Origin of the sequence: Rhodopseudomonas sp. BAL398, assembly GCF_033001325.1 — a bacterium.
In the GTDB taxonomy this organism is placed as follows: Bacteria; Pseudomonadota; Alphaproteobacteria; order Rhizobiales; family Xanthobacteraceae; genus JARJEH01.
Window position 1 is genome coordinate 19408 of sequence record NZ_CP133114.1, and the last position, 25525, is coordinate 44932.

At 60.3% G+C, this 25525-nt stretch carries 24 protein-coding genes; 2 read left to right on the top strand and 22 right to left on the bottom strand.

The features are described 5' to 3' along the window. Nucleotides 1-39: 39 nt before the first annotated feature. The 11 genes from RBJ75_RS28530 to RBJ75_RS28580 all read right to left on the bottom strand — a co-directional run bounded on the left by RBJ75_RS28530 (nucleotide 40) and on the right by RBJ75_RS28580 (nucleotide 8788). Complete coding sequence (locus tag RBJ75_RS28530) at nucleotides 40-1260, bottom strand: OpgC family protein (protein ID WP_234707368.1); 1221 nt, start codon at nucleotides 1258-1260, stop codon at nucleotides 40-42. After that, nucleotides 1257-2234: an FkbM family methyltransferase gene (locus tag RBJ75_RS28535; protein ID WP_044409027.1), complete on the bottom strand. Its 978-nt coding sequence runs from the start codon at nucleotides 2232-2234 to the stop codon at nucleotides 1257-1259. The genes RBJ75_RS28530 and RBJ75_RS28535 overlap by 4 nt, the downstream gene beginning before the upstream one ends. A gap of 69 nt (nucleotides 2235-2303) precedes the next feature. Next, nucleotides 2304-2609: a copper-binding protein gene (locus RBJ75_RS28540; RefSeq protein WP_044409024.1), complete on the bottom strand. Its 306-nt coding sequence runs from the start codon at nucleotides 2607-2609 to the stop codon at nucleotides 2304-2306. Between the two features lie 12 nt (nucleotides 2610-2621). After that, nucleotides 2622-3710 carry a lipid II:glycine glycyltransferase FemX gene (locus tag RBJ75_RS28545; RefSeq protein WP_044409021.1) on the bottom strand — a complete coding sequence of 363 codons (1089 nt, stop codon included), beginning with the start codon at nucleotides 3708-3710 and terminating at the stop codon, nucleotides 2622-2624. A gap of 46 nt (nucleotides 3711-3756) precedes the next feature. Next, nucleotides 3757-3957: a hypothetical protein gene (locus RBJ75_RS28550; RefSeq protein WP_044409018.1), complete on the bottom strand. Its 201-nt coding sequence runs from the start codon at nucleotides 3955-3957 to the stop codon at nucleotides 3757-3759. Beyond that, nucleotides 3954-4577: a c-type cytochrome gene (locus tag RBJ75_RS28555; RefSeq protein WP_044409091.1), complete on the bottom strand. Its 624-nt coding sequence runs from the start codon at nucleotides 4575-4577 to the stop codon at nucleotides 3954-3956. Before RBJ75_RS28555 ends, RBJ75_RS28550 begins: the two co-directional genes overlap by 4 nt. A 123-nt stretch (nucleotides 4578-4700) precedes the next feature. Further along, complete coding sequence (locus RBJ75_RS28560) at nucleotides 4701-6083, bottom strand: multicopper oxidase family protein (RefSeq protein WP_044409015.1); 1383 nt, start codon at nucleotides 6081-6083, stop codon at nucleotides 4701-4703. A gap of 11 nt (nucleotides 6084-6094) precedes the next feature. Further along, a complete protein-coding gene (locus tag RBJ75_RS28565; RefSeq protein ID WP_044409013.1) occupies nucleotides 6095-7552 on the bottom strand; it encodes a TolC family protein in 1458 nt (485 codons plus the stop codon). Nucleotides 7553-7561: 9 nt separating this feature from the next. Further along, nucleotides 7562-7861 (bottom strand): hypothetical protein, encoded by a 300-nt coding sequence (locus RBJ75_RS28570; RefSeq protein ID WP_044409011.1) that lies wholly within the window; start codon nucleotides 7859-7861, stop codon nucleotides 7562-7564. Nucleotides 7862-7940: 79 nt separating this feature from the next. Beyond that, nucleotides 7941-8417, bottom strand: coding sequence for a hypothetical protein (locus tag RBJ75_RS28575; protein WP_044409008.1), 477 nt, complete (start codon nucleotides 8415-8417; stop codon nucleotides 7941-7943). Nucleotides 8418-8512: 95 nt separating this feature from the next. Next, entirely contained in the window at nucleotides 8513-8788 is a 276-nt protein-coding gene (locus RBJ75_RS28580; protein WP_044409005.1) for a metal-sensitive transcriptional regulator, read from the bottom strand. Between the two features lie 53 nt (nucleotides 8789-8841). On the opposite strand from RBJ75_RS28580, the gene RBJ75_RS28585 reads away from it, so the two are divergent. Then, nucleotides 8842-11301, top strand: a complete 2460-nt coding sequence (locus tag RBJ75_RS28585) for a heavy metal translocating P-type ATPase (protein ID WP_044409002.1) — start codon at nucleotides 8842-8844, stop codon at nucleotides 11299-11301. Between the two features lie 1238 nt (nucleotides 11302-12539). Next, entirely contained in the window at nucleotides 12540-12899 is a 360-nt protein-coding gene (locus RBJ75_RS28590) for a hypothetical protein (RefSeq protein WP_152647665.1), read from the top strand. Between the two features lie 418 nt (nucleotides 12900-13317). On the opposite strand, the gene RBJ75_RS28595 is transcribed toward RBJ75_RS28590, so the two are convergent. The 11 genes from RBJ75_RS28595 to RBJ75_RS28645 all read right to left on the bottom strand — a co-directional run bounded on the left by RBJ75_RS28595 (nucleotide 13318) and on the right by RBJ75_RS28645 (nucleotide 25204). Beyond that, nucleotides 13318-14217, bottom strand: a complete 900-nt coding sequence (locus RBJ75_RS28595) for a cation diffusion facilitator family transporter (protein WP_044408999.1) — start codon at nucleotides 14215-14217, stop codon at nucleotides 13318-13320. Between the two features lie 2 nt (nucleotides 14218-14219). After that, nucleotides 14220-15074 (bottom strand): hypothetical protein, encoded by an 855-nt coding sequence (locus RBJ75_RS28600; protein ID WP_044408996.1) that lies wholly within the window; start codon nucleotides 15072-15074, stop codon nucleotides 14220-14222. A 3-nt stretch (nucleotides 15075-15077) separates the two neighbouring features. Beyond that, a complete protein-coding gene (locus RBJ75_RS28605; protein ID WP_234707366.1) occupies nucleotides 15078-15587 on the bottom strand; it encodes a hypothetical protein in 510 nt (169 codons plus the stop codon). A gap of 342 nt (nucleotides 15588-15929) precedes the next feature. Further along, nucleotides 15930-16244, bottom strand: a complete 315-nt coding sequence (locus tag RBJ75_RS28610) for a hypothetical protein (RefSeq protein WP_044408989.1) — start codon at nucleotides 16242-16244, stop codon at nucleotides 15930-15932. Nucleotides 16245-16282: 38 nt separating this feature from the next. Then, nucleotides 16283-18442 (bottom strand): heavy metal translocating P-type ATPase, encoded by a 2160-nt coding sequence (locus RBJ75_RS28615; RefSeq protein WP_044408986.1) that lies wholly within the window; start codon nucleotides 18440-18442, stop codon nucleotides 16283-16285. 91 nt (nucleotides 18443-18533) lie between these two features. Continuing rightward, entirely contained in the window at nucleotides 18534-18992 is a 459-nt protein-coding gene (locus RBJ75_RS28620; protein ID WP_234707365.1) for a hypothetical protein, read from the bottom strand. A 49-nt stretch (nucleotides 18993-19041) separates the two neighbouring features. Next, entirely contained in the window at nucleotides 19042-22251 is a 3210-nt protein-coding gene (locus RBJ75_RS28625; RefSeq protein ID WP_044408983.1) for an efflux RND transporter permease subunit, read from the bottom strand. Continuing rightward, nucleotides 22244-22609, bottom strand: a complete 366-nt coding sequence (locus RBJ75_RS28630) for a P-II family nitrogen regulator (protein ID WP_044408980.1) — start codon at nucleotides 22607-22609, stop codon at nucleotides 22244-22246. Before RBJ75_RS28630 ends, RBJ75_RS28625 begins: the two co-directional genes overlap by 8 nt. Then, nucleotides 22599-23549 carry a divalent metal ion exporter adaptor subunit IhpB gene (ihpB, locus tag RBJ75_RS28635; protein ID WP_173427337.1) on the bottom strand — a complete coding sequence of 317 codons (951 nt, stop codon included), beginning with the start codon at nucleotides 23547-23549 and terminating at the stop codon, nucleotides 22599-22601. The genes RBJ75_RS28630 and ihpB overlap by 11 nt, the downstream gene beginning before the upstream one ends. Continuing rightward, the gene (gene ihpA / locus RBJ75_RS28640; protein WP_044408977.1) at nucleotides 23546-24823 is read right to left on the bottom strand and encodes a divalent metal ion exporter subunit IhpA; all 1278 of its coding nucleotides are present in this window, start codon (nucleotides 24821-24823) and stop codon (nucleotides 23546-23548) included. The genes ihpB and ihpA overlap by 4 nt, the downstream gene beginning before the upstream one ends. Nucleotides 24824-24877: 54 nt before the next feature. Next, nucleotides 24878-25204: a hypothetical protein gene (locus tag RBJ75_RS28645; protein ID WP_234707364.1), complete on the bottom strand. Its 327-nt coding sequence runs from the start codon at nucleotides 25202-25204 to the stop codon at nucleotides 24878-24880. Between the last annotated feature and the right edge of the window lie 321 nt (nucleotides 25205-25525).

Consider the following 25525-nt stretch of genomic DNA (forward strand, 5'->3'; position numbering starts at 1 on the left):
TGTCGCCTGCGCCGCAAAACGCGAAAGTCCTTTGGTTCGTCATTCATTCCCTCCTTTGGGCCCGATTGCGGCGGGCGTTACCGATAGTTTGGGTGCGCGGACATCAAGCGTTCGGGACCAGGTCCGATAGAGCGCGACGGCCGTCATCAGCAGAAGTCCGCCGACGCTCACCCCGATCTGGGTAAGCATACGGTCCGAATACATCTCCAGAATGAAATGTCCGACGAACGACAGAAAAATCCCGATGCAGAAAACCTCCAGCGACCTCTGACCACATACGATGATCGGACGAACCAGGCTCGAACGAAGGCCGTTCCAGTCTCGCGGAACGAGGTGAACCACGATCACCGCAAGCGCCAGAAAATGAACAATCCTGTAGGGTGCAAGATTGGTTTTCTCACTGAGAACATCGAACAGGGGTGACAACGTCGATACATCAAGGCGAGCACCAACTGTTACGACGAATGCGAAAACCACGAATGCAATGCTCGCGATCAGGACTGTTCGGGTCCGAGCCAACGCTTGCGCCCGGGCGGCGCCGCCCAACGCCGCCCATGCTCCCATCGTGAACGGAAGCTGCCATGTGAATGGATTGAAGTACCAGCCGCCCGCGGGATAGGCCGGAAAATTCCAGCCGAAATGGCGGGCCAGCAAATAGACCGCGATTGCGGCAGCCAGCGCCGTATTCGGAGTCCGCATCATCAGCATCAGCAACGGGGCAAAGCCCGCCATCAGCACGATATATAAAGGCAGGACGTCCAGATTAAGCGGCTTGAACTGGAGAAGGAGGCCGTGTGTGAGCGTCGCCACCGGCCGCTCTATCAGCCCGGCCACGTTGAACTCATCCAGCAAGTGGGAATGTCCGTAGTCCTGCGCCACGTACCCGATGGCTGCGGCGTAGAACACGAACAATAGGACATGCGCCACATACAGCTGCCACACCCGGCGGATCAGCAAGGCCGTCCCCGCGAGATATCCCTGCGCGGCCATCCTGCGTGCGTAGATGAACGCCGCGGTGTAACCGGAAATGAACACGAAAACGTCCGCGGCATCGCTGAAGCCGTAGTTTCGCGTGGTCACCCATGCCACCGTATTGTTCGGAATGTGATCAAGGAAGATCGCCCAGTTCGCCAGTCCGCGGAACAGATCCAGCCGCAGGTCGCGCCCCAAGGATGATGATCTGCGTGCTCCATGGCCTTCGACCGCGCCTCCGCCAGGCGAACCTGCATTCGGTGCGCACCGCATGTCGCCCTCGGTCATCGGCGAATCCATTGCGCAGACTGCAATCGGTCTTCCCAAACCGGGCTTCGCGTGGCGAATACGTTGTAGCCGACCCAACGATATCGCTTCACGCGATCCAGCACCGCCGGACCTTCGACGCGAACGAAACGACAATCGGCGGGGTCGAAGATGTAGAGCCTCAACGCGGCCTCATTCATCAAATGATACGAAACACCGTGCGCCCGATCCGAGCCGTGATCCTCGCAGATCAAAAGCGAATCTCCGGACAACAAGTTCTTTGCGCCTTCGATTGCTTCGATCTCAACCCCTTCGACATCCAGCTTGATGACCGTCGGCGCCTGTGCATCGAGGGCGCCGCCGAGTAGGCCGTCGAGCGAGATGCGTCTCACCGCTCCGTGATCGTCATCCGCAACCGCATAAGTCGAAAATGCCTCGTGTCGTCGTCCCGCGACACGCACGAACCCGCCTGTGTTGCCACCGATGGCCGCGTTCACGCAGCGATACCGGTTGCCGTTCAATCCGGCGTTCAATGCGAGCCGCGCGGCGTTATCGGGTGAGGCTTCGATCGCCAGGACGGTCTGGCGGCCGAACGGTTCGCTCGATGCGAGAACCGACCAATAGCCGAAATTGGCCCCGCAATCGACGAAGGTGTACCTGATGTCGGCGACGCTCTTCAGAAACACCTCGATCTCTTCTTCGTAGTCGTACCGATCGTTGAGGATTCGGCTCCAGTATCGATCACAAAACGGAATCGCAAATCTTGCATCTGCATTCAATCCAACGACGATGTCGCGTTGCGCGACGGCGCTGGAAACCACGTCGCACCCCCATCCGTAACCGCGGTGACCGAACGGCCGCGTAACGACGGAGCCGATCTGCAGTGCGTAGACCGCCATTTGGTCGACCAGGCTTGCCCCACTTAGGTTGCCGCTCTGGCGGTCGTAGAAAAACTCTGCATCGGCCCCATTGTTACGACGCAACGATCCCTCCATCCTAAAACTCCTGCTCCGCCGCATTCGACGCCGCCGAACCTGAGGCCGACGGCGTCGAAAAGCCGGGTGCTATTTCTGCTTCTCGATCTTGGTGACGGTGATGCCAGCCGTTGCCCGTTCGGCCTGGAATTGCACCTTGTCGCCGACCTTGACCTGTTTGAGCATCGCCGGGTCCTGAACGCGGAACACCATCGTCATGCCGTCCTCGTCCATGTCGAGGTTCTTAATCGGCCCGTGCTTCAAGGTGATCTTGCCGGCGGACTCGTCGATCTTCTTGACTTCGCCCTTGGCCATGTCGGCCTGCGCCATTACAGCGGCTGACGACAAAGCGAAAGAGATCGCGACAATTCCCGCGATGAAGTTGCGTGTTTTCATTTTCACTCCTCTTCAGTTACTTCGCCTTCCCTCGGAAGGCCTTCTTTCACGCTGCCAGCGCTGGATCCTGTTACGTGCGTCACGGAGGGCGAACAGTCCTCCCACGACCACGCGCGCGGTCACATCGGGGCAGTAGTGAAATTCACGGACGGCAAGCAGAACGCCTCGTTTGCCCGCGAGTCCCTTTTTGAATTGCCGGATTCCCGGATCACCGGGACCGCCGAGTTCGTACCAGCGCACCTTCGTGTTTTCCCGCAGCCAGCGCATGACGTGCCATTGCAGGACGTATCCGGCGTTCAGTGCGGTCGCCTCGTCGCTGGTCGCACCGAAGACGTAATAGGCGAGATCACCCACGACGCTGAATGCGATGCCGCCGATCGGCTTTCCATCGTGATACGCCAAGGCAATGCGCATCTTCATTCGTTCCGGAAGCCGCATCAGGTCCGGAATGGATGCGGGCAGATCGACGCCCGGATAGTTCAGGTTCTTGCGCCGAACCATCTCGGCATAGACGTCCTGGAAGGTCTTGATGTCGGCCGGAGCGTCACCGATACGAACGTCAAGGCCGTGCGCAAGACCCTTGCGGAGATTGTAGCGCCATCGCTGATCCAGGCTTTTCTGCTGCTCCGCCTCGTCGAGCGACGCATCGACGAAGTAGCGGTCAAGCATCGATGACTTGGAGTCCGTGAGACCCATTTCGGTCAGAATTTGCGCTTCGATCGGATAGAAGTCCGGATGGGGACGCGGACGGAGGACGAGGTAAAGCTTTCGCCGCCGACAATATTCGTCCACCAACGCTCCCACCACAGTCCGGTAGTGCTCCGGGTCGGGAGCAACGTCAAAGGGGCGCCAGAACGGCGCGAAGCGCACGAGCGCCATGCCGCGGCCGAGATAAGGCACGAGATACAATCCGATCCGGGCACCTGCGACGGGAGTGCTCTCGCGCCGCAGCAGAATATGGCTCGATCGTTCGCCCCGTTGTCCGGAGCCGTAGATTGCCGTCTGCTCGTAGTGGACGTCGGCGAACGTCCCCATCGCCGCGTGCCATCCGTCGTCCGGCACGCAGTCGATCTGGCGTTCGTTCACAACATCACCCTGCATGACAAATATCGCGCGGCTTGTTCGAACATTCCTATCCGACTCTCGGTCATCGCGAAGCGGGAATGATCGGCACGGTCGGAGTGAAGCGAACCGCCGGCTCGCGGTAGGCGAACGCCCAGCCGCCGGGATTGTCGGCGATGTTGAAAGCGGCTCGATAGGAACATCCATCGTCGCGATCCCAGCACCCAGCCGCCGTCCGTGTCACCGCGAAGTGGTGGCCGTGCAAGTGATACGGATAATTGATCATGGCTGTTGTCCTACACCTTTTGAGGGCTCAGGCTTTGTGCCGTGCTGATGTGGTTCGCTACCGTGTTGATGTTGATTGCCGCCGCCACCTTGATCCATAGACCCCATTTCTTCGTCGGGCGGCGCCTTGGCAACGATGTCCTTGTAGTCCTGCGGCGACATACCCGGCAATTTTTGGACAAAAGCAACGATGCTCCAGATCGTATCGTCATCATGACCTAATCCCCATGCGGGCATCGCCGTCATCTTCAAGCCGTGCTTCGTCACCCAAAAGACGGTCCTTGGATCGAGCTTCGTTTGCGAGAGATTGGGCGGCTGCGGATACAGGCCGGGCCGGATCTCCGAATCGCTTTTGCCGGGCGCAAGATGGCAGCCCACGCACATCGCGGCGTACTGCCCCGCTCCCTTCAGAATCAATTGTTCGTCGGCCAAATCGGGCACCTTGATATCGCGTGCGCGAACCGCGATCGCCCGATCGCGTGCGGCTTCCAGCACTTTGCTGGTAATATTCCAATGCGGAACATCAGCGCCAATTTCGTAAGCTCCAGAGACGATGAATGCACCGCCTCCGAACAGTACCATCAAGCCGAAAAGGCTGGCCCCGAGTATTATTCGCTTCATCGATAGGTCTCCATGCGTCATGCTTCGGACGCAGCTATAATTGATGTTCGAGAGTACGTGTTGGTGCCGCCTGCGGTCGGACTTTCCGATCCTACCCGCTCAGCGTGGAGAGATCGCAGCCAACTACATCCCCTTCATGCCATTCATTCCCTTCATGTTCATTCCTTTCATGCCCTTCATGTCGTCAGGCATCGCCTTCGGTTTTGACGACGCGGGGACTGGGGCTCCTGTCGCATCGACCTCGTAAGCAACCGTACGCTCAGGGTTCTTGTACGGCCCTGGATCGCGATAGTCGTCACTTGCCATGCCTTCGCGGATCTTCATCACCGTGAACATGCCGCCCATTTCGATCGGCCCGAATTGTCCGGAGCCTGTCATCATCGGCAGCGTGTTGTCCGGCGCGGGCATCTCCATCTCGCCCATCGCCATGCCCGTCGACCCCATCACCATAGCGTCGGGCGCCAGCTTGCCGACCGCTTTCGCCAAGTCCTTCTTTGAGACGCCGATCATGTTGCGCATGTCGTGGCCCATGGCGTTCATGGTGTGGTGCGACTTGTGGCAGTGAAACGCCCAGTCCCCGGGATTGTCGGCGACGACGTCGAACGCACGAACCGCGCCGACAGGTACGTCGGTCGTCGTCTCCGGCCATTGCGCGCTTTCGGGAACCCAGCCGCCGTCCGTGCAGGTCACCGCGAAATGGTGTCCGTGCAGGTGGATCGGATGGTTGGTCATGGTGAGATTGCCGATCCGCACTCGTACCTTGTCGCCGAGCCGCACCGGCAGCGGGTCGATGCCCGGAAACACCCGGCTGTTGAATGTCCACATGTTGAAGTCGGTCATCTCGTTGACCTTCGGCAGGTAGGTGCCGGGATCGATGTCGTAGGTGCTCATGATAAAGACGAAGTCGCGATCGACCGGGCGGAAGGACGGGTCGCGCGGATGCACGATGAACATCCCCATCATGCCCATCGCCATCTGGACCATTTCGTCGGAGTGCGGGTGGTACATGAACGTCCCGCTGTTCTTCATCTCGAACTCGTAGACGAAGGTCTTGCCGGGCTTGATATGCGGCTGATTGAGTCCGCCGACGCCGTCCATGCCGTTCGGCACGATCATGCCGTGCCAATGCACGGTCGTGTGTTCCGGCAATTTGTTGGTGACGAAGATGCGGACCTTGTCGCCCTCGACCGCCTCGATCGTCGGCCCCGGTGCCTGACCGTTGTAGCCCCAGAGGTTGGCTTTCATGCCGGGCGCGAATTCGCGGACGACAGGTTCAGCGACGAGATGAAACTCCTTCCAGTCGCCGTTCATTCGCCAGGGAAGCGACCAGCCGTTGAGCGTGACGACCGGACGGTAATCCGGACCGCTGGTCGGATGCAGCGGCGGCTGCATCGTCACCTTGTCCATGATCGGCGCTTCCGGAATGTTGGCCGCCTGCACGCGGCCGCTGACGGCGCTGGCGCCGACCAGCGCCGCCGTTCCCAGAAATCCTCTTCGCGATAGCATGTTGGCCTCCATCAATGACCGCCGCCGCCGCCAGCCTGGGCGGTGGTCGTCGGACGGGACTCTATTTGTGTTTCTCCCGAGCCGCCGCCGTTGACGGCGGTCTGCAGATCAGATTGGGCGAGCCAGAAGCTGCGCTTGGCATCGATTCCGGCCCGCAGCGACGCGATGCGCTGGCGCGCTTCCGTCAGCAGCGCGAACACATCGACCTGCATGCTCGAGAAGCGCAGCTGCATTTCTTCGGTGATGATCTTCCGGAGCGGCAGCACCTCGCGCTCATACTGCCGGGCGATCTCGTAGCTCGATCGATACGTCCGGTACGCGTCTCGTGCTTCCGAGCGCACGTTGATCGCCTTCTCGGTCAGGCGATTGAAGGCCTGATTGTAGGCCTCGCTCGCTTGTCGCACCCGGACTTCGCCGCCATCGAAGATGGGGATCTGGAACTGGATGTCGAAGCCGCGTTCACGGAACCGGGAGCCATCGGGATCCCTGGTGGTCTTCGCGATTCCTGCAACATCGAGCAGCGTGACGAAACGACTCGCTTCCGTGAGATTGAGCGATTTCGCCAGCGCATCCAGTTCGATGCGTGCGATCTGCAGGTCGATCCGGTGCGTCACTGCATCCACTTCGATCGACGGCAGAGCGGAAGGACGTCGTGGCAATGGCGGAAGCGTCTTGGGCAGGCGGAACGTAAGTTCGCCGTCCCAAAGCCCCATCAGTCGTGCGAGACGTTCACGCGAACTGGTCGCCTCCTGACGTGCCGAAGCGAGATCGGCTGTCGTCTCCGCGTAGAAGACCTGCTCGCGGGCCTGATCGAGCTTGTTGAGCGAACCGGTTTCACCCAGTTTTGAGGCCAGCTTGGCGGTCGCCTCCGCCGTGGACTTGGCATCTGTGAGAAGGCCGACCATCTCGTTAGCGCCGACGGCGCGGTAGTAGGATCGCCGCACATCGGACGCGAGCCTCAAGGTCTCCAATGCTGCCCGCAATTGCGCCTGGTGGAATCGCCTCTTGGCGATCTCGGAACGGAACGGCAGCGTCGCCAACGCAAGAATGTCCCCGACCACCTGACGTTCGATTTCGACGGCGCCGCCGCCCGATATTCGCGAAATCGAGAATGTCGGATTGGGCGGAAGGCTTTCCTGGACGAGGTCGGTTTCCGCCAACGCCAATTCGTTGTACGCGGCCTGCAAGCCGCGATTGTTGAGCAACGCGACCTGGACGGCGGTATCGACATTGAGCGCTCGGCGCAGCAGCCGCTTGACAGCATCGTCGGCCTGCTGGGCTTCGTCCACGGAGCGGATCGCGACCACGTCCTTCTTGATCGTCTGGCCAGCGATATCGGACACGACGCCCATTCCACGATCCGGCGAGAACGTCGCACAACCGGAAAGAAGAAGGGACACGGTTAGCGCCAACGCCGACCGATGGCGGCGGAGGCTCTGATGGAACGGCACGCCATTGATGATTTTCATGACGTGCTCCTAATGCTCATGCCCGGATTTGGGTGACGGCGTGACGCTCTGGTTCTGCTGCTTCCAGCCGGAGGGTGTCGTCGGACGGAGGCTGGCGTAAGGGGCGATGGTCGACCGGTAGCCGACGCCCGCGACCTTTGCCCCGGGATCGGCGGGGTCCGCGCCGACGAGCGGCGCCAGCGGTACCGCGCAGCCGCCCAAGATCAGGGCCGCAACAGCCACCCCTGCGAATGTCCCGAATCTGATTCCGAATATTCCGCGCACCACCGAACCAACGGCGGCGGCAGTCGCCCCAATTTGCGCTGACATAAGACTTTCCTGAACTGACGATGGACCACAGGTGCGCGTGCCCCCGAACGGGCGCAACACCGCGTCATGCTTGGTCAGGTCAGGAAATGGGGGGGCGATAGCGCTGCGGGGGCGCGTTGTCCGTCAGTTTCCGATAATTATCGGACACCCGGACGGCCTTCGGTGCCGACGGTTTGGCAACGCCAACGAGCGTGGCAGGAAGCGCCGTGACGCACATCAGGCCACAGCACTTGCCGTCCACCGAATGCGGCGCCTTTGCCGGGCCGGAATCGCTCTTCAACGCGGCGGGTTTCGCATCATGGTCCGCGGATGAATCAGCCTGGGTCTGGACGCCGGAATGATGATGGGCATGCCCATCCTTGTGGACGTGCGCCATGCCTTCGTCGTGCACATGGACCATGCCGGGTACGTGATCTTCGTCGGTCAGGCAATAGGGCGTCGCATGACCGCCCGGCAACGCGAAAGAAAGCGTCGGGGCCAGCACGCAAAACAGATAAGCCAAGGCAACCAGCCACCCTGTCCTCTGCCGCTGCGTTCTGGTGAGTCCGGTTAACATAAACGCGTCAATACTTTCAATTTGCCGTGCTCGGATTCGGAATCATAACTGCGAAATCTCGGGCCGCCAAGATGGAACCTGACCTGACGAGACGATCATCGTTCCGCACGTCCGACCACCGCCATCAATTCCGCGATCTTGCGGCGCTGATCCGCCTTGTCGCCGCTCGCGATCGCGTGTTCGACACAGTGCGAGACATGATCCTTCAGGACCTCCTCTTCGACGCGCCGCAACGCGGCACGAACGGCCGAGATCTGCGTTACGATATCGATGCAATAGCGGTCCTCTTCGACCATCTTGGCAAGGCCGCGCACCTGTCCCTCGATCCGGCTCAGGCGTTTTTGGCAGGACGTCTTGATGTCTTTTCGCATTCGCTCTATATACCCCTACAGGGTATGGGTTGCAAGCCACGCAGGAGATTTAGATGAGCGGTCCGGAAAAGGCAAATTCCACAGGCGAATGCGGCTGCTCCTCGAAGGCGATGGCAGCCCCGGGTCCCGACGAAACCAAGGCGGCATGTTGCGGCGGCGGTCACGGTGACCATGGTCACCGTGCTCATGAGCACCACCATCATCCCGTCTCCGGAGATGGAAAGGTCGTGGATCCGGTCTGCGGGATGACCGTCGATCCGGCGACGAGCAAGCACCGGTTCGATTACCACGACCGCACCCACCACTTTTGTTCGGCTGGCTGCCGCACCAAGTTCGCCACGGCCCCGGAGCAGTACCTCGACAAGTCGCAGGCCTCGGCGATGAAGGCGACCGTTCCGGAAGGCACCGTTTACACATGCCCGATGCATCCGGAGATCAGGCAGATAGGACCCGGCAGCTGTCCCATCTGCGGAATGGCGCTCGAGCCGGATGTGGCGACACTGGATGCGCCACCCAATCCCGAACTGGCGGACATGACCCGGCGGTTCTGGATCGGTCTCGTGCTCGCGTTGCCCGCCGTCGTTCTCGAGATGGGCGGACACCTGGTCGGTGGCCACGGCTGGGTCGACCAGACCCTGTCGAACTGGATTCAGCTAGTCTTTGCGACCCCAGTCGTAATCTGGGCGGGCTGGCCTTTTTTCGTGCGCGGCTGGCAATCGCTGCTGACCCGCAACCTCAATATGTTCACCTTGATCGCGATGGGGACCGGTGTGGCTTACGTCTACAGCCTCGTCGCCACCGTCGCCGCGCATGTCTTCCCTCCCGCTTTCCGCGGACACGATGGTGCCGTTGCCGTCTATTTTGAAGCGGCGGCAGTGATCACCGTTCTGGTTCTGCTGGGGCAGGTCCTCGAATTGCGTGCCCGCGAGGCGACGTCGGGCGCGATCAAGGCCCTGCTCGACCTCGCCCCGAAGACGGCGCGCCTCGTTGCGGAGGATGGCACCGACCATGAAGTCCCGCTCGATGGTCTCAACGTCGGCGACAGATTGCGCGTCCGTCCCGGCGAAAAAGTCCCGGTCGACGGCGTCATTCTGGAGGGGCGTTCATCGATCGATGAATCCCTGGTGACCGGAGAATCCATGCCCATCACCAAGGATGCTGGTGCCAAGGTGATCGCCGGGACCCTCAATCAATCTGGAAGCTTCGTGATGCAGGCCGAGAAGGTCGGTCGCGATACGGTGTTGTCGCAAATCGTACAGATGGTCGCGCAGGCGCAGCGGTCGCGGGCGCCGATCCAGCGTCTCGCCGATCAAGTCGCGGGCTGGTTCGTGCCTGCGGTGATCGTGGCCGCGCTCGTCGCCTTCGTGGTCTGGGCCATGATCGGCCCTGAGCCTCGTCTGGCGTTCGGTCTCGTGGCGGCTGTCAGCGTGCTGATTATCGCCTGTCCGTGCGCCCTCGGCCTGGCCACCCCGATGTCGATCATGGTCGGCGTCGGACGCGGCGCACAGGTCGGCGTCCTGATCAAGAACGCCGAAGCGCTCGAACGCATGGAAAAGGTCGACACGCTCGTGGTCGACAAGACAGGCACCTTGACCGAAGGCAAGCCCAAGGTCGTTTCCATCGAAACTTCTCCAGATTTTCTGGAGGACGACCTGCTGCGTCTCGCGGCAAGCGTCGAGCGATCGAGCGAACATCCGCTGGCGGACGCCATCGTTCGCGCAGCCAAAGAGCGCGATCTGACACTGGCGAACGTGGAGGAATTCGATTCGCCGACGGGCAAAGGCGTGACCGGAAAGGTCGAAGGCAAGACTATCCTGCTGGGCAATGCGGCCTATCTGAAATCGTTAGGTGTCCAGACACAAACGTTGGAGCCACAAGCCGAAAACCTGCGCGGTGAAGGTGCAACCGTTATCAATATCGCACTCGATGGAAAGTTGGTGGGACTCTTTGCAATCGCCGATCCAGTGAAGCAATCGACGCCTGACGCCTTGAAGGCGCTGGCGGCAGAAGGCATCAAGGTCATTATGCTGACCGGCGACAATAGAACCACGGCAAATGCGGTCGCGAAACGGCTCGGCATCTCCGATGTGGAGGCAGAAGTGCTTCCGGACCAGAAGAGCGCCGTCGTCAGCAAGTTGCAGAAGGCGGGGCGGATCGTTGCAATGGCCGGAGATGGCGTCAACGACGCCCCTGCCTTGGCGACCTCGGACGTTGGAATCGCGATGGGCACCGGGACCGACGTCGCGATGGAAAGCGCGGGAGTCACTCTTCTCAAGGGCGACTTGATGGGAATCGTTCGTGCCCGCCGTCTCTCCGAAGCGACGATGAGCAACATCCGGCAGAACCTGTTCTTCGCGTTCATCTATAACGCTGCCGGCATTCCGATCGCGGCCGGTGTGCTCTATCCGACGTTCGGATTGCTGCTGTCACCCATCATCGCTGCAGCGGCGATGGCGCTATCTTCAGTCAGCGTCGTGGGCAATGCGCTACGATTGAAGACTGTGAACTTGTGAGGTGTCGGACTGAAAGCGCTGTTCGAACTCAGCGGGGCTGTGATTGAGCGCCCGCTGAGTTCGAGGATGATCCAACCTCAAGAGTTCTTATTCCGGGCCCTGATCCGCTCCAGATGCATCTGGATGTCAACTTGTTTTGGGAACCAGTCTGAAATGGCATATCGCGAAACCAGCGGTATCAATGGATGGATCCAAACCGTCCTGTCCGGGATGCTCGCAAACTGGCTCGTGGGTTGGCAGCGTTCTTCGCCACCATGGGCGGACGATCATCGACAGGTTCGTCCCCGTGTTCCTTGCCGTGTCGCTGTTCGTCGCGGCGGGGTTTCAACACAGCCTGGCAAACATGGCGTACTTTTCGCTCAATCGACGAACGAATATTGCCCATCGACGACGCCGCGCAGGAAGACCTCGATCTTCTCCTCATAATTGTAGAGTCGATTGAGTAGTCGGCTCCAGTTGATGTCAGACTTGACGGCTCATGCTTGGATTATCTCAGCTATAACTCCTAAACTTTAGCACGACAATTTCGCTGAAATTCTGGTCGCACCAATTTCCTTTTAGGAATTACTCAGAAGACTTGCCACCTAAACCACGATAAGCCCAATTTATGCGATGGCCTCAGGCGCCGCGATTTCTGCTACAAGCACCGGTGCGATTGCGACTTGTATGCCTGATCGATTTATCTTGCTTCCGGCCTCCCGCAGGTCAGAGCCTAAAAGCAAAATTGACATTAACAATCGGCTCACGAACATCGAAAATTTGGAGCGGATGGAGGGAATCGAACCCACGCCTCCAGTTTGGAAACTGTTGCTCAACCCTCGAGCTACACCCGCAAAAGAGATTCTATACCAATTTCACAAAGACGGCAGAGACTTTCGCGTGCTAATGGCATTATTCCGGAACCAACGTAAATTTTGTGTTTTCGTCGGACGGCTTAAACTACTATGGACATCGTTCGAGTGCGGTAGCAAATTGCGTGCTGCAACGTATCCCGGCAGTTTCCGTCCTTGTAGGACGGGGGCGACGGAGACCGTTCGAGGTTCTAGCGATCATAGGATCGGCGTCAGAAGATCTTGCGGTTGTTGTCGCACTTTCACAGCCGCTGCATGAAGAACCGCTGCTCTTCTCCGCGTGCGAAGGCAGTTCAAACCGGACGAAAGGGCGGCGTTTTCGTCAGCTAGCGTCCGTGACATCTTGTAACTTCCACTGCAGCTCTAATTTGGCAGGAGGATTGATTGTTGAAAAAACCGATCCACCGAGTCCAGGCGATCGCCGCAGTCTGTTTCTTCGGTACGTCGATTTTTCCAAGCCAGACGGTCCTCGCTGGCCCGTGTGCATCCGACATCGCGCAAGTGGAGACGGCCATGGACGCGTTGGCTTCAAATCAGGGGAGCGGTTCTGCTCATCAATCGCATGCCGCAAACCTACACCATCAACCGACTCCAAATTCGGTCAGGCGAGGCAAGGAGAAGGCGGGAGTCGATGAGCGCCACGATCGCGCGGCGCTGCAACGCGCGCGTATGGCTAACGCCAAAGGTGATATGGACGGGTGTGCGAAGGCCCTCGCCGAAGCGCGTCGCGAACGATTGTCGCAGTGAGATGATAGTTCGCCGCCAGTAACCTCATTTCGTGCACCAACGGACCGCGCCCATAGGGTTACTCCGCCATAGACGCCTCATCGCAACACTCTGCCGGTCCGAAAGACCAGCCATTCCGCGTGCATCTGCGTTGCCAAAGGTATTTTCGGTAAGCGCCAGCAGTGCGATCAAATGGGTCCGACAGTGGCGTGTTGACGGGCGAACGACGCCGAACCCGGTTCTCGGTCATCGCGCGCGCGGTTCTCCGATGACGCCCAGCGCTAAAATAAGCGCGCTCGCGCTTATTTTTTAAAGCCCGAAGGAAGTCGCGCCGTTGCGCCGATCACAAACGTCCTCGAAGCCGGCCAGCGCATGGATTACCGCCCCGCGCAATCATCCGGACCTTCGCGATGTCCGACATGCTCATGGTTGTTCGTGCTTAGACATGCAGCACGCCTTCCTCGTTGCGTAACGCCTCGTCCTCGATCTGAATTGTGACATGGTCGATCTTGAAACCGTCCTTCATGCGGCGGCGGGCTTCCTGCAGAATCGTACTGGCGACCGACATGTCGTTAACCACCAGGTGGCAGCTCATGGCGTCGAAGCCGGACGTAATCGTCCAGACGTGGAGATCGTGGACCGTCTTCACACCTTCGATGGTCGATAGTTGGCGCTCGAGAAGACCGAGATCGACGTCCGGAGGCGTGCCTTCCATAAGGATGTGCGTGACCTGTTTGAGTAGGATCCACGTCCGCGGCACGATGAACAGCCCGATGCCCGCGCCGATGATAGGATCGGCCAGCACCCATCCTTTCCACATCATGAGCAGCGCGGCGATGATGACGCCGATGGACCCCAGCATGTCGCTCAGCACCTCGAAATAGGCGCCCTTGACATTCAGGCTCTCCGACGAACCGCCCGCCAGCAGCCACATACTGACCAAATTCACGATCAGACCGACGCACGCCACGATCAACATTGGTCCGCTCAGGATGTCCGGCGGGGCGAGGAAACGCTGGTATGCTTCATAGAGAATGTAGACCGTAAGCAGCAGCAGCACGACGGCATTCGTCAGCGCGGAAAGCACCTCCATACGGAGGTAGCCGAAGGTCCGCTGTGGTGTGGCCTCTCGGGCGGCAAAGCGGATCGCGAGCAGCGCCAGCGCCAGTCCGCCGACGTCGGTCAGCATGTGTGCGGCGTCAGCCAGGAGCGCCAGGCTGCCCGTGATCAGGCCGCCAGCAATTTCGGCAAACATGTATGTCGCCGTCAGGGCAAGCGCCCATGCAAGTCGGCCTGCGTGTCGCGCGGCCGCCGTCCCGGCGGGACCTCCACCATGCATCGTCAGTTCTCCGGTTTAAGCATTGGATTCGAAGCGCTTTCGCCGATCGATCCGCGCAATTTTACTTCGAGTTCGTCCAGCAGAAAGAAACTGACGTCATCAACTGAATCGTGTCCTTTGGCGAATGGCTGCTCGAGAAGACGGACGAGGTACAGCGCGTAGACGAACATGTAGGAAATGAAGCCAAACATGATTGCCGATGCCGGATCGCCCTCGGTCTTGAGAAAGAGCATCATCATGACAATAGCGGCGACCAGCGTCTGCACCAGAACGTGGACCGATGGCACGAACTCCACGCGCTGAATCTGGTAGATTCGGAGCACGGCTCTGCGGATCACATCCTGCGTTGAGCGGAGGCGGACGACGAAGTTGGCCGCCATCCCCATTCCCTCCAGGTGTCCGAAAATCGGCGTCAACTTGCCGATCTCCTCAAGAACCGGTGGAATATCCTTGTGATCGCTGGCGTGGCCAAGACCGGTCCGCAGTTTATCGATCGTGTCGATCAGGACGCGGCGGCTCGCAATCAAATCGAAGTCCTTGTTGATAACGGCAAACGATTCCAGATCGCCGTCGATGGCTTCAATGGACGTGCGGATGTCCGCCGGGATGCGTTCCGCTTCCTTGTAGTCGGCAAGAATGCTCGACAACAGAAATCCGATGATGAAGATGGCGCCGCCGATGCCGCTCGTCAGCAACCTGTTGAGTTCGAGAAACTCGAAGCCGAAAAAGTGCACGGCGGCCTTGATGCCGCCGAGCAGCAGCACGACCGCCGCGACCGTGAAGAACAGGCGGAACTTCTTGCGGAAGCTAAGGTCCGCACCTCCAAAATGGAGATGTCCAATGATCGACGATGTCACGCGTTACCAACCATTCTTGATCGTACGGACGGACACAAACCGCCATCCATTCCAGCGAAAAACTCGTATCGATGTGCCATCAGTCACCTCGATTCCAGCAGCGCCATCGTTGGTGAGTTTCAGATCACGGGCGTGCGTGGTGAAGACGAGGCGGTGCCGCCCGTGCGATTCCAGGTACACCTCGTGGAGACAGCGATCGGCGATGCAGACGGCGGCGCGGTTCGCGCACGCGAAGTCCTCGAAATGCAACGAGACGAAGCGGAAGCCTTCGGCTTCGATTGAAACCGAGAAATAGTGCGCGGCCGCCGCCTTATTGCCGCAGGCGCGCGCACGGTTGACGACCACACGGTGGAGATCGGGCGGCAGGGCATCGATGTGTTCGGCAGCCAAGGGGTTTTCCGACGCGGAGCTGCCGCGCGCTGCAGCCACAGCATGAATATCGATTAGTGCGGCAAGCAGGAAAATCAGCCCTGTTGTCGCCGATCGCACCCATTTCTTACGGATCCTGTGCATCTGTGTCCTCCTTGCGCTCAGCCGCGCCGAAAGCGGTCGGTCGCGGTCGCGGTCATTCAGGTTCCGACGCGCGATGCCTCACACCGCCGTCGTTCGGCTGCTCAGAAAGAGACACCGTGATCCAGATCACGCGACACTCCTTCGCAAACGAGTCCGAGGCGGACCAGTAGCGTGAAGCGTCTCGGAATGCCGAGCGGACTTTCGACAATGAGCAGCGCGCCAACCGTGCTGAGATTGCGCACGACGCAGGGTATCGTCGCCCCGCCGAACGAGATCGTGCCCGCCTTGACCACCCTACTCCGCCTCTTCCGTCGGCGCTCCTCCGCGACGCCCTCCCTCCCTTCAATCGGCCTTCTTCTCCGCTTTCTCCGCAAGTGCGACGATGTCGCCGTCCCTGAAGAGGATCCCCTCAAGCTCGGTTCGCCATGCCTTCTTCTTGCGTAACAGGAATTCCAGGTTCATGCCGAAGTGCTTGAATTCCTCCTTCTGCGCATTCGCCATGATTGCCTTGGCCACCTTGTCCTTTTCGACGGACATCCGCTGTTCGTACCAACTGATCGCTTCCGCCTCCTCGATCAGCGAGGTGATCATCCGCGCAAAAGTCCGGATGTCCTGCGACAGTTCGTCCGGCGGTTCGTGATACTGGTCGAAGCCCATGGAATTCTCCTTGGTTTGAAGTCCAATGTTTTGGGGGGTTACTTTTCATCCGCCTGGTCGGCGCCGGGCGGCGCCAGCAGCCGCAGCGCGTTGAGCGTGACCAGCACCGTCGCGCCAGTGTCGGCAAGGATGGCCGGCCACAACCCTGTCAGGCCGACTATCGTGGTGACCAGGAAGACCGCCTTCAGACCGAGCGCGACTGCGATGTTTTGGCGGATATTGACCATGGTCCGTTTCGACAGATCGACCATCGCCGCGACATCGGAGACCCGACCGTGAAGCACCGCCGCGTCGGCGGTCTCCAGCGCGACGTCGGTCCCGCCTCCCATGGCGATGCCGACGTCCGCGGCCGCCAGCGCCGGAGCGTCGTTGATGCCATCGCCGATCTTGGCCACCGTCCATCCCGCGTTCCTGAATTGGGCGACGATACGCTGCTTGTCCTGCGGCAAAAGCCCGGCCTGAACCTCGATCCCGAGTTGCTTGCCGACCGCGGCCGCTGTCCGCTGGTTATCGCCAGTCAGCATGACCGTTTTGATGCCCGCCTCGTTAAGCAGTTTCAGGCCTTTCACGGCATCCGGACGCGGTTCATCGCGCATCGCTATAGCGCCGGCCAAAAGCTGACCGATCACCAGAACCGAAACCGTCTTGCCTTCGTCGGTGAGTCCTGCGAAGCGAAGTTCATCGTCGGGTTTCAGAGAAACGATTTCGGCTGCGGCCGACGGCGATCCAAGAAAGACGTGGAGTCCGTCGACCCTTGCGCGAATCCCCTTTCCGCCGACCGCCTCGGATTCCGAAGTCGCCGGAATTGGAATGTCGCGCTTGTGCGCCTCGGCCAGAATTGCGGTAGCTAGTGGGTGGCTCGATCCGGCCTCGAGCGCGGCGGCAAAACCGAGTACGTCGTTCTCGCTGCGCGCGAGCCCGATGACGTCCGTGACTTGGGGTTTGCCCGCCGTCAACGTGCCGGTCTTGTCGAAACAAGCCATCGTCACCTTGCCGACTTGTTCGAGAACGGCACCACCCTTCAGTAACAGGCCCCGGCGCGCGCCTGCGGAGAGGCTGGCGGCGATCGCCGCAGGCGTCGAAATGACCAGGGCGCAGGGACAGCCGATCAGCAAGATCGCCAGACCCTTGTAGATCCAGTTGCTCCAAACGCCACCGAACAGCAGCGGCGGCACGACAGCTACCAGTATTGCCACTGCGACCACACCCGGCGTGTAGAACCGCGAGAATCGGTCGATGAACCGTTCGGTAGGCGCCTTGGATTCTTGGGCTTCCTCGACAAGGCGCACGACCCGCGCGATGGTATTGTCCGCCGCAGCGGCGGTCACCCGCACCCGCAGCAGCCCATCGCCGTTGACGGTGCCGGCGAACAGAGTGTCATCAGGCCCCTTCCGGACCGGCGTGCTCTCGCCCGTCACGGGCGCTTCGTCGATCGCGCTCTGTCCGGAAACGATCATGCCATCGGCGGGGATTCGATCGCCGGGCCGGACTTGAATCAGCGCCCCGACGGCAAGAGTTTCTGCCTGTACTTCGCGTACCTGCCCATCCTCCTCGACCCGGGCGGTCTTCGGAACAAGTCTGGTAAGATCCTGAATGCTGGCCCGGGCACGGCTGGCGGCGACGCCTTCGAGCAGTTCGCCGATCAGGAACAAGAAGACCACCGTGGCGGCCTCTTCGGTTGCACCGATCACGACCGCACCGATCGCGGCAACCGACATCAGCATCTCGATCGAGAACGGCGTGCCGACACGCGCGGCGGAGACCGCGCGACGCGCAATTGGAACCAGACCAACCAGCATGGCGAGCAGGAATGCCCAATGCTCCGTCGTCGGTACGGCCTTACCAAGCACGTAGGCCACTGCCAATGCCATTCCGGAAGCGATCGTCAGGATGCCCTTGCGGGTCCGCCACCACGCCCCGCCGCTGGAGGTGTGCTCATGAAGGTGGGAGTGACCGTCCTCGGGGGAGGACGCTTCGTCATTGGCTTGCTGCTGGCGATGATTGCTGCTTCCCGCCGCGTCGACTTGCGCGACGCGATAACCCAGATCCGAAACGCGCTGACATATGCCATCGTCGGCTTCGCTGCCGTCATGGCTGACGATCACGGTACCTGCGGGGACCGAGACGACCACGTCCTGGACGCCGGGCAGCCGTTGCAGGGCGTTCTCGATCTTCGTGGCGCAGGAGGCGCAGTCCATACCCTCGACACGGAGCCGGATTTTCGTGGGCTGCGCAATGTCGCTCACGATCGTCCCCTAAGGAACTTGCTGCGAACGTCCTCGTTCGAACTCATGTCCTACCCTCCTTGCGCAAGCGCTTGTAGAGCGCCTCGACAGCATCGGAAAAATCCAGCGCCGCATTCTGAGCGCAATGGTCCTCAAGGAAATGCAATTGGCCGACAAGATCGAACGTTACCGGGGCGAGATCGAGCCCCTCGTCCACGCCTGGTGGCCTGCTGAGGATGATTCCGCTCATGAAGCCTTGTGCCCAAGCGAGGTAATCTCTCCGGAGCACCGGATTCGCTTTGACGTCATCACTGAAGCGTTGGCACGTCGTAGCGCCCAGACCGACAATCTTGGCCTTCTGCGATTCCGCCTGCAGCACCTGCCATCCGGCGGTCGCAAGCAATGGACCGGACGATAGCGCCAGGACCAGAAGCCATCGCCTGCACCAACCGCCCGTATGACTCACGCGAGCGTTCGCTCCGTCCTGGCCGTCACTTCTGCCTGGAGCTCCGTTGTTGGTCATCGTTAATCCCCATTCAGAACAGGGACGATGATCCCCGCGGCGAGACACCTCATGGGTTTACTCCCTCCACAGCGGGCGAGTTCGAGCCGCCATTCTCCGGATCTTCCCGTCTGAACAGGACGTAGAGCGCGGGCAACACCAGCAACGTCAAGATCGTCGAGGAGATGATTCCGCCGATCACCACGGTCGCCAGTGGTCGCTGCACCTCGGCGCCCGCACCGGTGGCAACCGCCATCGGCACGAAGCCGAGCGAGGCGACCAGCGCCGTCATCAACACGGGTCGCAGCCGGGTCAGCGCACCTTCGCGGACCGCATCGACAAGGGCATGTCCTTCTCGCCTCAGGCGCTCAATGAAGGTGATGATGACCAGACCATTGAGCACCGCTACGCCGGACAACGCGATGAAGCCGATCCCCGCGCTGATCGACAATGGGATGCCGCGCAGCAAGAGTGCCACGATGCCGCCCGTCAGTGCGAGCGGCACCCCACTGAACACCAGCAACGCATCGGCCATTGATCCCAGGCTCATAAAAAGGAGCAAAAGGATCAGCAAAAGCGCGATCGGCACGACGATCGTCAATCGTTGCGTGGCGGAAACAAGCTGTTCGAATTGGCCGCCCCATCCGATCCAGTAGCCCGCCGGCAATTTCACTTTCTCCTCGACCTGTTTCTGTGCGTCGGCAACGAATGACCCGAGATCACGGCCGCGCACGTTGGCGGTAACCACGATGCGCCGCTTGCCGTTTTCGCGGCTGATCTGATTGGGACCCAACGCAACGTCGATTTCGGCAAGTTCGGAAAGCGGCACGTACCGGATTTGAGCAAGCGGCGAATTGTTCCAAACCGCTGGCTTTGCCTTGGCGTCGTTCTCCAGAGGAGGCAATGGCACCGGCAGCGCCCGGACCGCCTGAATGTCAGATCGCAGATACTCCGGAAGCCTAACCACGATCTTGAAGCGCCGGTCTCCCTCAAAGACAAGGCCGGAGGGTTTTCCCCCAACGGCGATTTCGATCAAATTCTGGACGTCCGACACATTGATTCCGTATCGTGACAAGGCCTGTCTATTGAGCTTCACCGTCAACACCGGCAAGCCGGAGGCTTGTTCGGTCTTGACGTCGGCCGCGCCTTGAACATTCTGCAACACGGCTTGCACCTTTGCTGCCGATTGGACCAGCGTGTCGAGATCGTCGCCAAAAATCTTGACACCGACGTCGCTGCGGACCCCGGAGATTAATTCGTTGAAGCGCATTTCGATCGGCTGCGATATCTCGTACACGCTGCCCGGAACGTCTTTGGCGGCTTCCTGGATTTCACGAACCACCGCGGCCTTGCTCTTCTCCGGATCAGGCCATTCCTTGCGCGGCTTCAACATTACGTAACCATCCGAAGTCGACGGTGGCATCAGATCGGTTGCGACTTCTGCGGTGCCGGTCCGTGCGAAGGCCTCCTTGACCTCGGGAATCTTCAGCAGCCGCTTTTCGAGCATCGCCTGCATTTCCAGCGACTGGGTCAGGCTCGTTCCCGGGATCCGGATCGCCTGCAGCGCGACATCCCCCTCGTCGAGGCTGGGAATGAATTCACCGCCCATGCGCGTCGCGGCGATGCCGCAGACGATGACCAGCAACGCGGCGACGGCGGCGACACCGAAACGGTTGCGAATCGAGGCGGACAGCAACGGCGTGTAGAGCTTTCGCGCGCCGCGCATGAAGAAGTTTTCGTGTTCGGAGACCTTTCCGGTCACCAAGAGGGCAACCGCCGCCGGCACGAAGGTGAGCGACAGGATGCTGGCGCCGGTGAGCGCCATCAGGACCGTCAAGGCCATCGGCGTGAACATCTTGCCTTCGACGCCAGTCAGCGTGAGGATGGGCAGGTAGACCACGCCGATGATCAAGGTTCCGAACAAACTGGGACCGATCACCTCCCTCGACCCGGCGAGAATGGTCTCGAACCGTTCCTGACGATTGAGCAATCGGCCCTGCCGATGCTGTTCTTCCGCCAATAGCCGCAGGCAGTTCTCGACGATGATGACTGCGCCGTCGATGATGATGCCGAAGTCAATGGCGCCGAGGCTCATCAGGTTGGCGCTGACCTTGTTCTCCACCATGCCGGTGATCGTGAACAGCATGGCTAGAGGAATCACGCATGCGGTCGCGATCGCCGCTTTGAAATTTCCCAAGATCATGAAGAGAATCACGATAACGAGCAGCGCACCTTCGACCAGGTTTTTTTCCACGGTCGCAACCGTCGCCTCGACAAGGTGCGTTCGGTCATATACCGCGCGCGCGATCACGCCATCCGGCAACGATCGGCCGATCTCCTTGAGTTTGGCGGCAACCCGCTGCGCGACAGCGCGACTGTTCTCGCCGATCAGCAGCATTGCGGTTCCGAGAACGGTTTCCTTGCCGTTCACGGTGGCCGCGCCGGTCCGCAGATCCTTGCCTTCCCTCACCTCGGCGACGTCTCCGATTCGAACCGGAACGCCATTGTGAGAGCCAATCACAATTTCCTTGATTTCCTCGACGTTCGCCACCTGGCCCGGCGTCCGAACCAGATATTGCTCGCCATTCCGCTCGATATAGCCTGCACCCACATTGGCGTTGTTCGACGCCAGCGCCGTCATCACGTCGCGGAAGCTGAGCTTGTAGGCCATCAGTTGCGCCGGGTCCGGCAGCACATGAAATTGCTTCTCGAAGCCTCCGATGGTGTTGACCTCGATGACGCCCGGGACGTTGCGCAACTGTGGTTTGATGATCCAGTCCTGGATCGTCCGCAGATCGCTCGGCGTATAATCGCCGCCGCCCTCTTTACGGGCGCCGGGCTTCGCTTCGACCGTGAACAAATAGATTTCGCCGAGTCCTGTCGAGATCGGTCCCATCGCGGTCTCGACGCCGGCGGGCAGTTGGTCCTTGACCTGCTGGATGCGCTCGTTGACCAACTGCCTGGCGAAATAGATGTCGGTCCCATCCTTGAAGATGATCGTGACCTGGCTCAAGCCGTAACGTGACTGTGAGCGCGTGCTGTCGAGATGCGGCAGCCCGCCCATGGCGGTCTCGATCGGAAACGTGATCCGCTGCTCGACCTCCAGCGGCGAATAGCCAGGCGCGCTGCTGTTGATCTGGACCTGGACGTTGGTGATGTCGGGCACCGCGTCGATCGGCAGCCGGGTGAAATTCCAGGCGCCGAGGGCCGCCATGATGAGAATGCCGATCATGACCAGCCATCGCTGCCGGATGGCGAACGACAGAATTCCATCAATCATGACGCTGCTCCTGATGCTCGCCGATCTCCCGGATGCGTCCGAACGAATGCACGGACGTTGTGTAGATCACGCCATCGCCTTTCCGACCGGTCCAAGCGGCCGCTGCAATGCGTTCGCAGATCGGCGCCGCTTGGTCCGACCGGCAGACAAGCCTCAGTTCCAGAAACTGGTGGTAGGTGATGTCCTCATCGCTCGCGACATACGACCCGCCCTGTCCCCGGCCGCGGCCCTGGCCGCGCACCTCGTCGAAGGTAAAACCTGGAAAATTCGTGAGATCATGAAGGGCGCGGACCACATGGCCCTCCATGTGAGGTCTGATCAACGCGGTGATCAAAATCATGTCGTTCTCAGTGTTCATCACCGCCCGCTCCTTTCGTCATCTCAGCCTTTACGATGAAGCTGTTCTTGGCCGCATAGACGTCGCCGTCCAGAACGCCGTCGGTGATCTCGACGAGCTGCGGATCGCGTTCACCGATTACAACGTTTCGTGCCTCGAACTTTTCGCCGTTGCGAACGAAGACGATCGTGCGGTTTTCCACGGTCTGCAGCGCCGATGATTTCACCGCGACGCCGACCTTTTTCGCGGTGAGCATCAAACGACCGGTGACGAAGAGTCCCGGGCGAAGCCGTTGTCCGGCGTTCGGTACCATTGCCCTAGCGATCGCACTCTGGGTGTCACTGCTGCCAACCGGGGAGAGATAGGAAATTTTCGCATCGATTGGCGCGCCGCCGTCCGCTGGATCGATGAACACTTGGTCACCGACACTGACCCGCTTGAGATCGCGCCGATAGACCGAGAAATCGACCCATACGGTCGACAAATCCGCGACCACGAAAGCGGGCTTCTGCTCGGAAGCGTACTCGCCCAACGTGATCTGGCGATCGATCACCGTTCCGGCCAACGAGGCCTTTAATTCGTACTGGGTTAGGCTTTGGTTGCTCTCGATGACTGCAAGGACGTCACCCTTCTGGACGGCGTTGCCGATCCGCTTGCGCACGTCGCGGACGATCCCCGGGAAGCGGGGTGTAACCTGGACCAGCGATTCCTGGTTCGGTTGGACAATGCCGTTGAGGAAAAGGCTTTCGCGCAGCACGCCGGATGAGGCTTTCACGAGTTCGATCTCCGAAGCCTCGACCTTGGCGTCGCTCAGGATAATGCTCTCTGAGTGCTCGTCCTTGTCCGTTTTTTCGGTGGGTGTGACTTTCGAGCTTGCTGGCATCAGCATGCGATAGCCGCCGTAGCCCAGCGCGACGGCGACCAGAATGAACACGGAGTAGCGAACAATTGCCTTGATCATCTTGAACTCTGATGTGTGAGCGAAAACGGGTTGCCGACAAGACCTTCGATCGTCGCCACGGCAATATGGAAATTCTGCAACGCTTCCTGCTCGCGCAGCCGAGCCTGGGCGAGCGTGGCTTGCGCATCGAGGACTTCAAGCAGCGTGAACCGTCCCTGGCCGTAGCCGTCGAAGATCGCCTGCGCCGCAGCTTCCGCCTTCGGGATTGCGGACTTCCTGAGGATCGCAAGCTCGCGCAGCGACCCTTCCAGAGAGTCATAGGCTCGCCCCGCCAGCACAACGAGCGTGGCCTTGTTCGCCGCTCTTTCGGCGGCGGCTTTTGCCAAGCTTTCCTGTGCGGAGAGGATGTTGCCCTGGTTCTGGTCAAACACCGGGATCGGAATAGAGATTCCCAGCCGCACGGCATTGTCGCCGGTTTCATTGAAGTGCCGCCAGCCCGCGCTCACCCGCACGTCGGGATAGGGCTTGAGCCGCGCTAGCAGCAATTCGGCATTCCGCTGCGCATAGACCGCCGTCCACCGCACCAATTGGGGATTTGCATCGATGGCGGCAATGACGGCTTTAAACGATGGCGGACGCCCAACCGTTTCTAGACGGCCCGTCACTGTCGAAAATCGCGGAGACGTATCGCCCATGAGAACTGCAAGGTCGCGCCGCGCGCTCGACAGCGAAGCTTTGACGCGTTCACGGTCGGCCTTGACGAGATCGGAGGCGACCTCAGCCCGCCCCGTTTCAGCCGGCGATGACGCGCCGGCCTCGACGCGCCGTTGCAGCAAGGGCGTCAGACGGTCGATGGCGGCAACCTGATCGTCCAAAATCTGGACGCGCCGTTGCGCGCCGAGCACCGTCAGGAAGGCCACCGCCGTCTCCGACAGGACCTCCAGTCGAACAGCCTTGCGCTGGATGACGGCAACGTTGACCCCGGCCGCTCCCGCCGCGATGCGCGCATCGCGTTTGCCGAACAACTCGAACAGTTGGCTGATCTGCAGAGTCGTCTCGGCCGACCGCGTGCCGCGGTAGGGTCCCGAGCCGAGCGAATTGTCCTGTTCGTAAGACAGGTCGGGATTGAAAAGCGCCCCGGCCTGGATTCGCTGGCCGGTTGCAATGCCGACATCCCGCTCGGAGGCGGTGAGACGCGGATTGGCTGCAAGCGCTCGCTGTAACGCATGCTGAAGCGTCATTGGCCGCGACGCGGCCCAGGCAATGCTCGAGGGCAGCCCGAATAGGATCAGCGACACGCACAAGAGGCGCGCCGGAGCACATTTGGAAAACATAAAAATGACCTCGAAAACGACAATTCAGGGCGCAGAGCGCCCCGGCGACGATTTTCAGGTCAGATGCCGTGGTGGGGGCGGATCGAGTCCCGGTGCCAGACCGGAATCATGCGTCAATCGCGCCAGAATCAACTTGGATGTTGGTTCAAGCGGCGTCGCTAAAATGACAGGGATCGGGACGGACACAGAAAAACACCCATGGCAATGGTGTTCGACCGCCAAGCCCTTGCCGGAAAGGTCGACGTCCTTGTTCATCTGCGTTGCAACGATCGAACTGCCGGCGGGGTTCGTTACGTCGATATCGTAGAGGCTATGCAGCGTCCCGGCCAACAAATAGGCAACCATCAGGAACACAGCCGCAATGCCGCGCGGGCTGCGCAAGCGACGTTTTCCAGACGGGTCAGACGCGAACGTCAAATGGAACTCACTCTCCTTGATCCCAACGAGCCTATCACCTGAAGTTAGTCCGTGTCGATCCGCAACAATATTACACTCGCCGACCTGAACGGGCGTTTCCCAGAGTCTATCCTGCCCGGTACAATAGTTGGGAAGTGTCGATGTAGTCAGGACCTTGCTTGAGCAGCCAAGTGCACGCCCTCCTCAGATGCGGTCGACCATGTGCGTAATGCTTCGCACGCGGCCTCATTGATATGCCTCTGCTGTTGGGGCTTAGGGAAATTGTTTGAATGAGAAGAATTGGAG